6 protein-coding genes are annotated in these 11494 nt (G+C 26.9%); all 6 read left to right on the top strand.

Translation table 11 applies throughout. From position 1 onward, the window contains the following. On the top strand, positions 1-1172 hold a 1172-nt coding region (locus E7Z78_RS08290), incomplete at its 5' end, for a CDP-glycerol glycerophosphotransferase family protein (protein WP_303724692.1). Positions 1173-1550: 378 nt separating this feature from the next. Further along, positions 1551-5057, top strand: coding sequence for a CDP-glycerol glycerophosphotransferase family protein (locus tag E7Z78_RS08285; RefSeq protein WP_303724691.1), 3507 nt, complete (start codon positions 1551-1553; stop codon positions 5055-5057). A gap of 21 nt (positions 5058-5078) precedes the next feature. Further along, positions 5079-6992: a glycosyltransferase gene (locus tag E7Z78_RS08280; RefSeq protein ID WP_303724690.1), complete on the top strand. Its 1914-nt coding sequence runs from the start codon at positions 5079-5081 to the stop codon at positions 6990-6992. Between the two features lie 12 nt (positions 6993-7004). After that, positions 7005-8183: a glycosyltransferase family 2 protein gene (locus E7Z78_RS08275; RefSeq protein WP_303724689.1), complete on the top strand. Its 1179-nt coding sequence runs from the start codon at positions 7005-7007 to the stop codon at positions 8181-8183. A 287-nt stretch (positions 8184-8470) separates the two neighbouring features. Further along, on the top strand, positions 8471-10600 hold the full coding sequence (locus tag E7Z78_RS08270; RefSeq protein ID WP_303724688.1) for a hypothetical protein: 2130 nt from the start codon (positions 8471-8473) through the stop codon (positions 10598-10600). Positions 10601-10674: 74 nt separating this feature from the next. Then, complete coding sequence (locus E7Z78_RS08265) at positions 10675-11328, top strand: zinc ribbon domain-containing protein (protein ID WP_303724687.1); 654 nt, start codon at positions 10675-10677, stop codon at positions 11326-11328. The last annotated feature ends 166 nt before the right edge of the window (positions 11329-11494 follow it).

Below are 11494 nucleotides of genomic sequence, written 5' to 3'. Positions count from 1 at the left end.
TCTCCAAAACAAAATATGAAATGTTTAGAAAATTACCTATAAATCCAAAAAGAATCATGTTTGAATCAATGTGGGGTAAACAATTCAGTTGCAATCCAAGATATCTTTATGAGTACATTAATGAAAATTACCCTGATTATGAATGCATTTGGTCATTTGTTGATGAACATAAGAGCATAACTGGAAATGCTAAACGTGTGAGAAAACATTCTTTGAAATATTATTACTATTTAGCAACTTCTAAATTTTTCTGTGATAATGTAAATTTTGAAAATGATTTCATAAAAAGAAATGAACAGGTTTATATCCAGACAATGCATGGAACTCCTTTAAAAACTTTAGGTTTAGATGTAAAACAAGATTTTAATTCTCAAGAAAGTGTAAAACAATATATTCATCGTTGCAGTCGTTGGGATTATCTATTAGTTCAAAGTGATTATGTAGCAGGACTTTCAAAAGAATGCTTTGATTATGATGGTGAAATATTGAAATTAGGATATCCTAGAAGTGATATACTCTATTCAAAAAATAATTCTGATGAAATAAATAAATTAAAGGAAAAATTAAGACTCCCATTAGATAAAAAAGTCATTCTCTATGCTCCTACATGGCGTATGAAAAATGATTTTGAGTTAATGTTAGATTTGAATTCCTTTAAAAAATCATTATCCGATGAATATGTTTTAGTTTTAAGAATGCACCATTTAGCCGGCAATAAATTAAATCAGCTGGAAAATGATGATTTTATTTTTGACTTATCTGAATATGGGTCAATGGAAGAATTATATTTAGTCTCAGATATATTAATCACGGACTATTCCTCTGCAATGTTTGACTATGCTATTTTAGACAGACCAATATTACTTTTCACCTATGATATGGAAGAGTATATAAACAGCATTAGGGGAACATACTTTGATTTGGAGAAATATAATCCGGGACCTATATTATATACATCAAAAGATGTTGAAAATGCTATTATTAATATTGAACATATTGAAAAAAAGTATAAAGAAAATCGACATGAATTCCAAGAGAAATTCAACCAATATGAGAGTGGAAAATCCTCGGAGTTAATATTTAATAAGGTTTTTAAAAATAATAAAAATAATTTGATTAAAGAATCGTTTAATAAAATAGTTTCAAAAATAGGATATTATGTTATTAAATAATTATACATACCTAAAACTTTATTGTATTTAAATTAAAACATATTAAAATCCCTGAAATCACGATTGATTTTTTTAATAAGATGTTAATGAAGAAATACACTCATATTAATATTGTAAAAAATTTATCGATTAATTAAATTAGTTTACATGTTTATATATATATTTGAATATAATTATCTATTTGAAATATAATTAATGACAATTAATTTCACTTAAAATTTTTTAACGTTCATTAATAGATAAAATATGTAATAAAATAAACTAAAGAAATCAAATCAGCACTTTAAATAAGAATATCTAAAATTTAAATACTATTATGTACATAGATTAATATAAGTTAAGCATTTTTAATAATTAATTTCATGTGTGAAGAGTATAATGAAAACAAGAGTTAGTGTAATTATTCCAATTCATAATGTTCAAGAATTTTTAGGAGAATGTATTGAATCGGTTTTAGAACAAACTTTAATAAATAAAGAATTAACTGATGGTTATGAGAGAAATCTCCAAATTATATTGGTTGATGATGGATCCACTGATGACAGTGGCAAAATAGCTAAAGGATATGCAGATTCATTTGATAATATTGAGTATTTTTACATAGAAAATCAAGGTGTAGGGTATGCAAGAAATTATGGATGTGAATTCGCCGAGGGAGATTACATTATTTTCTTGGATTCAGATGATATTCTTAGGCCTTATGCTTATGAAAGAATGTATGATCTTGCAATTAAGAACGAATCTAATATGGTTATTTGTGGAGTTTGGCGTTTTAATTCAAAAAATTATTGGGATTCTGATATTCATAGTATAGCCATGCCTGGAATGAAAGAAATTACTCACATTACTGAAAGTCCTGAATTACTTTATGATTCAACAGTATGGAATAAATTAATTAACCATTCATTTTGGAAAAAATATGAATTCAAATTTCCTGAAGATATATTATATGAAGATATTCCAGTAGCTTTTTTATTACATTATTACACAAACAATGTTTCAATTATTTATGAGAATTGTTATTTATGGAGAGTGAGGGAAAGTTCAAAATCCATTACTCAAAAAACTAACGAAATTGTTAACTTAAAACATAGAATTCAAGTAATGAAATCTATTGACGCTTTTTTTAAGGACAATATTAAAAATGAAAATTTATTAAATATAAAAAATTATAAATGGCTTTCAAAAGATTTAATGATTTTTATTAATAAATTAAATGACACCCCTGTTGAAACATCTAACGAAGTTATCAGTTTAATTAATGATTATATTAAAGAAAATATAAATCTCAAATATATTGACCAATTAAATGAATTAGATCGTCTGAAATATAACTATTTAATAGATAATAATTTAGAAAAACTTACATCAATTATTAATTTCCAGATGTATAACTTACATCAAAAAGAAATTTATTCAAATAATGGCCATACTATTGTTAATGTTGATAAGGAATTATTTGGTGAATCTAATCTGTGCATAGATAAATTCATAGAAAACAGAAAGCATTATGTTAATTATATCGATAATATTTCAATAAGAAAAAAACAGATTATTATTAAAGGATTTACTATTATTCCGGGTTTAAAAGATGATGATTTTAATGATAGGGATTACTCTTTTTATTTGGTAAATAGTGAATCTCATAAAAAATTGCCTTTAAAATTTAAGGATACAATGGTATCTGATTTATCCACATACAACATTCGATATGGGAATAATATTTCCTATGATGCTGCAGGTTATGAAGTAAATATTCCTTTTTCCACAATTGCAAATAATAATGATTTTATGGGTGAAAATAAATTGTTAGTTTGTTTTAAACAGAATGATATTGTTTATAATTATTTTGCTATACTTAAATGGAATTTGAAATTTAATAAACTTAAAGCAAAATTATACAAAAATAATTATTTTTTTATTGATTATGATTTAAATGATGAGCTTATTATTAATTATACTCCAATTGACCATATTTATGATAATTGTTTCATTGAAAATGATCAATTATGCATTCCATGTCATAAGGATATGGGTAAATTATTCTTGTGTTATGAGGGGTTACTTAATAATAAAAAAATGCCTTTAGTTTATAATAATCAAAAGAAATATTATACCATAAAAATTGATGAAATTTTAAATCAGAATGGACAAATTAGATATGATAATGGAGAACCTATTATTAACAAAAGAAAAAAACCAGAATATTTACATTCTTCATATGGTCAAATAATAATTAATCATTTAAGAGATTATTATTTTGACATATCTAAAACCGAAAATTTATCTTTAGTTTCTAAAATTAATGCCAAAAATGAAATGATTTCTATTGAAACTGAGTTATACTCAATTAATAAATATAATTTATTAAATGCGTATATTTTTTGTAAAGATGATAAAAATTATGAGGAAATCTTAATTTCAAAAGGTAATTTAAATAATAATAATGAAACTATTACTTTTAAATTTAGTTTTTTAGATAAGTTTATAGATAAGTTATATAATAAAAACTTTGATATTTATGTTAAATATGAATGTGATGAACAGTTTTTCACAACACAATTATACATGAAAAATTCATTTAGGCATAATTATTCAAATGATTTAATTGATTTTAGTGTTTATCGTAGTGGAAAAGGAAATTTAAGAATAAAGTCTAAATCTAAATGGAATGAAGAAGCAGAATCATTTAATAATAGGAAAAAAATTATTAACACAAAATATGCTCAATTTAGAAAATTACCAATTAATCCTAAACGTATAATGTTTGAATCAATGTGGGGTAAACAATTTAGTTGCAATCCAAGATATCTTTATGAATATATTAATGAGAATTTTCCTGATTATGAATGCATTTGGTCATTTCTTGATGAACGTGAGTATTGTACGGGAAATGCAATTCCTGTTAAAAAATATTCTTTAAAGTATTATTACTATTTAGCAACTTCTAAATTTTTATGTGATAATGTAAATTTTGAAAGCGAGTTCATTAAAAGAGAAGACCAAGTTTATATACAAACAATGCATGGAACTCCCCTAAAAACATTAGGTTTAGATGTAGAAAAAGATTTTAATTCACATGCAAGTAGAGATAAATTTATTAAAGATTGTCAACGTTGGGATATTATTCCAGTTCAAAGTGATTATGTTTCAAATCTTACTGAAAGATGTTTCAAATATAAAAATGAATTATTAAGATGTGGTTATCCAAGAACTGATATATTGTACTCTAAAAATAATCAAACAGATATAAATAATTTAAAAATTAAACTTCATATTCCATTAAATAAAAAAGTAATTCTATATGCACCGACATGGCGTTATAAAGATAATTTTCAATTAATGTTAGATTTAAAATCATTAAAAGATTCATTATCTGATGAATATATTCTAATTTTAAGATTACATCATTTCGCAAGGAGTGATATAAAAAATTATATAGATAATGATTTTGTATATGATTTTTCTAATTATTATTCAATAGAAGAACTCTATTTAGTTTCAGATATTTTAATAACTGATTATTCATCTGCAATGTTCGATTATGCAATTTTGGATAGGCCAATTTTATTATTTACATATGATATGGAAAACTATGTTAAAGATATCAGAGGAACTTATTTTGATCTTGAGGAATTTAACCCCGGCCCAATATTATTTACTTCAAAAGAAGTTGAACAAGCTATTATAAATATTGATGAAACTGAGAAAATTTACAGAAAAAATAGAAATAGATTCCGAGAAAAATTTAACCAATATGAAAACGGAAATTCTTCTAAAACAATTTTTAATCAAATAATTAAAAATGAAGAAAACAATGAGGTTTCAAATTTAATTAAAAAGATATATTCTAAACTTGCTTACTGGTTTATAAAAACATTTTAAAATATTTAGATGGTAATGAATATGACAGCTCCAAAAATTTCAGTTATTGTTCCGGTTTATAATGTAGAAAATTATCTTGTTGACGCATTAGATAGTTTGGTTAATCAATCGTTAACAGATATTGAAGTTTTAATGATTGATGATGGATCTACAGATAACTCTAGATACATAATAGAAAAATATGCACTGGATTATGATAATTTCCATGCATTCCACAAAGAGAATGAAGGATTGTCAGTAACTAGGAATTATGGTTTGAAATATGCAAATGGAGAATATATATTTTTTATAGATTCAGATGATTATCTATTACACGATGCATTAGAAAAATTGTACAACTGTGCTATAAAATATGATAGCGAAATAGTAACTGCCAATTTTTTCAGGTATAATGACTATAAATCATGGGAACATATTATTTGTGATTATGTCTTCAATAATCTTAAGAATGACTTATATAACACAAATTTATCTGAATACCCTAATTTGATTTGGGATATGCCAGTATGGAATAAATTATATAAAAAGGAATTCATTGACAATAATAACTTAAGATTTTTTGATGGGAGAGTAATTTTTGAGGATAACATTTTCTCAACTGAAGTATACGTAAAGGCTAAAAAGGTGTCCGTTTTAAAGGAGGGAGTATATTGTTGGAGAATGGGTGCACCAAACACCTCCATTTCACAGTCCCATGATAGAAATCGTGGTGATGAGTTATATAAAATGGCAAAAATGGTTAAAGATATTTTAAATGAGAATATTAGCGATTATGAAATTTTATCACGAAAATACATAAAATGGTTGACATTGGATATTCCATTTTATATGAGTAAAATAAAAACTTATCCTAAAGAAGACCACATTTATATTTTTGAAGGAGCATATAAATTAATTAATCTTATTCCTGATGAATATTTTAATGAATTAAATAATTATTATAAAGTTTTTTATAGGATGATACATGATAAAAATTGGGAAGAACTCTCTGAATTGATTTTCAAAGATTTGAAAAGTAATCCTAATGTTCCTGTAAAAATTAATAATGATTATTATGGTATGTTCGATTTTAACCAGGATGCTGAAAATGAAAGTCTAAAAGCATATATAAAAAATATCACTGTTGATGAAAATTATTTAATTGTTCAATTCAGTCTTAAACTTCCTTTTAAGGAAAATATCCTAAAAAGAGAAATTAGCTTTTCAATAAACAGCCCTAATTACTCTGAAGTGGTTATTGCTAACAACTTTATCAAAAAAGATAAATTGTTTATTCCATTAAACGAAATAAAATATGGTGAAAATCAGATTAAAGCTCAATATATTTCTGATTTTAAAAAGGAATGTTTTATCGAGACAGATGTTCATAAAACTATTGTTTTTGATGAATATGTAATTGATATTTCTCGAAACAAATTCGGTTTTTTAAAGTTGGTTAAAAAAGAAAAAACAAATCACGATTTTGTCATTGAGACTATTGAACTAATCGATGGTAAGTTTCAATTCAAAGGTAATTCCAATTATAAATTTGAAAAAATATGTATAACCGATAAAATAAATTTTAATATTTTCGAATATCCAATTGAGTATGAATCTGAAAACTTTTTCTTTGAAATAAACTACGCTGATTTTCTTAAATCCCCTATAAAAAATTGGGAATTCTGCTTTAAAGATAAGTATAATAAAATTATTTTATCTAAATCATTTAAAATGATTGATGACAATTATCAGATTGCAATTAAGAAATCCAAAAACAAAATAAAAATAATATTCAATCATTACAGTCCAATTGAGAAAATCAGTGAACTTGAAAAAAAAATGAAAAAATTAAAAAAAGATAATAAACACTTGAAAAAAAAGAATAAATCTCTAAAAAAGAAACCCAAAAAATCAAAAATTAAGAAAATATATAAAAAATTAATAAGTTACTTATAGAAAGGGTTAATTATGAGATACAAAATTAGTGTCATCATTCCCGTATATAATGGTGAAAAATACATACATGAATGTTTTGATTCTATTATTAACCAGTCTTTGGGTATTGAAAATATTGAAGTAATTGTTGTTGATGATTCAAGTACTGACGATAGCATTGAAATAATCAAACAGTATGTTGAAAAATATAACTCTTTTAAATTAATAAAACAGAACCATAATCAAGGATCGGGTCCTGCACGTAATCTAGGTTTGAAACATGCAACTAGTGATTATGTAACATTTATGGATTGTGATGATTATATTTCATTAGATGCTTATGAAAATGCATTAGAAATATTTAAAAATGATAAAACTCTAGATTTAGTGATGTATAAATGGGAAGAATTTAATGAAAAAGGTTTACTCTATCGTAATGATATCGCCAAGACTTCCCTAAAACAACATAAAATTGTTACAAATATTAATGATGCTCCAGAATTGATTTTTGCAACTTTTGCATATATTAAAGTTTATGCTAAACGATTATTCCAGTATTTAGTATTTCCTCCCCGTTCATATCAAGATAATATTGCATCTGCAAGAGTGATGATAAATTCTAATAAAATTTATGTTGCTGAAAATATTTGTTGTTACTATCGCCAAAGAAGTGATTCCGTTTCTAAAGAGGTTTCAGCAAGAAATTATCTGAATATATTAATTTCAGCAAAACAAGTCCTTGATTTAAGAGAAAATTCAGATGACAAATATTATAATGTTCTTTCATATTTAGCTTTAAAATTAACTTATCATTCTATTTATTATATATGTAAAAAACCTGGGTTCACTTTAAAAGAAGGGGAAATTGTATATTCTGAATTAAAAAATTATCCAAAGTATTTTTCTAGGGAAATTCTTAAAGAATATCAGGAAAAGTTTCCTAATTATCTTCAATGTAGTGAACAGACATTATGGGATCTTAATGAGATGGATTACTATGAGTATGTAGTTAAAAATAGATGTCAACATACAATAAAAGATTTAAATAATCAAAAAAATGAATTATCTAAAAAGAATAAAAAACTAAAAAATAAGAATAAAAGACTTAAGAAAAAATTATCCAAACAAAATAAAATTAATAAAGATATTTTAAATTCAAGAAGCTGGAAATTAACTTCATTTTTAAGAAAATTCATGAGTATTTTTAGGTAATTCTTACCTCTTCAGAAGTATTGTTTAAATTAAAAAAAAAGTGCCATTAAAGTATATCATAACTTAACATGATGCACGTTAATAAATCAAATTCATGAAAATTAAATTTCATCAATTAAATTATCAAATAGGTATTTGATTAGTTAACCATTACTTAAGACATTATTGCATTAATTGTAAAATTTTATATTGATGTTTAATATAAATAAAAATATATAACTCTTGTGAGGAATTTTTTGACAAGTGCAATTAGAAAAACATTAATTATAATAATATTTTTGACCTTAATGGTATCATCTTTAAATATTATTTATGCTGAAAACGGGACAGGTACATTAGATTCGGATTTCCAAAGTGAAACATTTAACTCATACACGGATTTATCTGGAAAAATAAATGATCCCGATTGTAATTCAATAAATTTAACTGAAAGCTATAAATTTAATGAAGACAGTGACTTGGAACTTATTGACGGGATATTAATATCAAAAAATATGACCATCACAGGTTACAACAATGCATCTATTAACGGAAGCAACAAGGCAAGGGGATTAGTTATAAACTATAATTGCAATGTCACATTAAAGAATCTTATTTTTAAAAATGGATTTAGCGAATCTGACGGCGGAGCAATTCTTCTTAAAACAAATTCAACATTAACCCTCTTCAACTGCACTTTTCTTAATAATAAAGTTTACAATTCCAATGGAGGAGCCATTGCAAACTATAAGAACACCACTTTAAATGTTTTCAACTCCACATTTTCAAAAAACACTGCAATTCGCGTTAGCGATTTAGAATGGAAGGACTTTAAACAAGGAATGGGAAGTTCAATCTCATCCTCAACAGGCGCCTATGTTAACCTAAAAAACTCTCGTTTTACAGACAATCATGGATATCTGACAACCATTTTGGTGGTCAGCTATGATGATGTTGATTATTGCGTAAGCACATTGATTGTAAACAATTGTTTGTTTGAAAACAACACCTCAAACAGCAGCGGAGTGATATATTTGGATGAGTTAGGCCGAGGTGAAATCAGAAATTCCATTTTCAGAAAAAATTATGTGTCCTCAAGCGGAGGAACTGTGGTACTTGATGCCTGTCACTCAGCAGTGGTTGACAATTGCATTTTCGATTCAAACAGTGCCGTTAAAGGTGGAGCGATACAGATTAAGGTTTTCGAATATGACTACAGATCAAATGTAACCTTAATCAATTGTAACTTTACTAAAAACAGGGCTTCAGAGCAAGGTGGAGCAGTGTATTCCAAATATGGCTTGACTAAGATTTACAATTGCAATTTTGCGGACAACTATTGCGATAAGGGTGGTGCAATATATGCCAAGTTTGCTGCTCTGACAATATCAGATTCCAAATTCAACAGGAATTCCGCGCAGTATGGAGGGGCATTATTCCTTAGAAGTGATGAGAATTACATTGATGATTCAATATTCAATAACAATAAGGCCACTGAAAAAGGAGGGGCAATTTACTCTAAAATGGAAGGAGTGTCAAGCAACAACTGCCGATATAATGGTAATCAGGCAATTAAGGGAAATGATGTATATGGAGTATTTTATGCCCAAGTAACACAGACCAGTTCCCTTTTCAGTGATGTGCAATTGAAAATAAAATTAACCTCACCATGGAAAATGCCGCTATCACAAAAGATCAAATTGACCTTCAAGGGAAGCAAAACATACAAATCATCCTGGTTGAAGACTGATTCAAATGGATACTTATACTATAATGTTCCGTTGAATTTGGATGTTGGCAAGTACTCATTGGCAATAACCCTGGAGTCCGGGGTATGCTATGCAGCTCCTACAATTAATGTTGTTAAGGCTCCGGCAAAACTGGTCATTAAGAAATGCACTACACCATATCACTCAGGTAAATTGTTCAAGTTTTACGTTAAAAATTCCAAAACAGGTAAGGCAATCCGCAATGCCAAATTGAACTTTAAGGAGTATATGGGTAAAAGCTATTATGCATTCAAGGTAAAAAGCGATTCCAATGGTGTTGTTAAGTTCGACACAAGCAAATTGTCAGCTGGAAAGCACATTGTTGTGATTACCTCCCAGAACAAGAATATTCAACTGTCTAAAACTAAATCTTCAATCACAATAAAAAAGGCTAAGGCAAAAATTACTGCTCCTAAAACCGCTAAAAAGAAATCCAAATTGAAAGTCACTGTTAAAAATAAGGCAAGCGGCAAGGTAATTTCAAAAACAAAGTTTAAGGTTAAGATTTCCCATGGAAAAACCCTTAAAACAATGAAAGTTAAGACTAATTCCAAGGGTGTTCTTAAAATCAGCACTAAAGGCTTAAGCAAAAAATCCTATAAATGCATTATTTCACTTAAAAATGATAATTATAACGTTAAAAACAAGTTTTCCTTTAAAATCAAATAGTGTTTTTATCCAATAATCTTATTTATTATTGTATACAAAATATTATTAATTAGTATTTTGGAAGGTGTAATTTAATGCGATGTCCAAATTGTGATAGTGAAAATAATGAGGGAGCTAAATTTTGTAAGAAATGCGGAACTCCCCTAAAAGAAAAAACAATTAGTCATGAGTCAATGATTAATTCAATGAACAAGGATAAATCCGGTGACAATACAACCAAATACATTATTGTCGCTTTGGTAGTGGTTGCAATAGTGCTTGCAGGTGCATTTGCATATATCTACGGTTTCGGCAATAATGGTTCACAGGATACCTCTGCGCCTGTAGTAGATAATGATAAGGCAAGTGTGGATAATTCAGAACCTGCACAAGCCAGTCAATCTTCCCAGTCAACACCATCAACATCTTCAATGTCCATTGAAAGCGGAAGCTTCTCGACAGGAGGAGGGCTGAATGACAAGACTTACGCTTCAATTTATGTTGGTCCAGAACATGCAGGTGAAAAGGTTAAGATACAAATATTCTACTCCCGTGACGGATCCACTTTAAATAACGGTAACATGGTTCCAAAAACTGTTGATTCCAGCGGTTATATTGAAGTTGCAAGTGCTGACGCTTACAAGTACTTCCCTGATTATGCGGAAATCAACCTATTTGACAATTCAGGAAACTTGCTTGATACTCAAAGCGTATCATTAAGTCCTGAAAAAGGTACTCAAACATTTTAGATGAGTACCAACTTCTAATTTTTTTTCTATTTTCTTTTTTTGATTTAATCAATTACATATTCTGATGGCCATTTAATTTAAATAACCATAATTTCTTTAATTCATTTGATTAAAAGTAATATATATTTGACATTTTTTTGTTCGTTTTGTTGAACCTCCTCGTCGT

This window comes from Methanobrevibacter thaueri (genome assembly GCF_015062915.1).
Lineage (GTDB): Archaea > Methanobacteriota > Methanobacteria > Methanobacteriales > Methanobacteriaceae > Methanocatella > Methanocatella thaueri_B.
This window is presented reverse-complemented; position numbering and strand designations above follow the sequence as displayed.

Bases quoted from the DNA above. Each gene is read 5' to 3' on its own strand.
- E7Z78_RS08265 (WP_303724687.1), top strand. From the start codon at position 10,675: ATGCGATGTCCAAATTGTGATAGTGAAAATAATGAGGGAGCTAAATTT.
- E7Z78_RS08285 (WP_303724691.1), top strand. From the start codon at position 1,551: ATGAAAACAAGAGTTAGTGTAATTATTCCAATTCATAATGTTCAAGAA.
- E7Z78_RS08280 (WP_303724690.1), top strand. From the start codon at position 5,079: ATGACAGCTCCAAAAATTTCAGTTATTGTTCCGGTTTATAATGTAGAA.
- E7Z78_RS08275 (WP_303724689.1), top strand. From the start codon at position 7,005: ATGAGATACAAAATTAGTGTCATCATTCCCGTATATAATGGTGAAAAA.
- E7Z78_RS08270 (WP_303724688.1), top strand. From the start codon at position 8,471: ATGGTATCATCTTTAAATATTATTTATGCTGAAAACGGGACAGGTACA.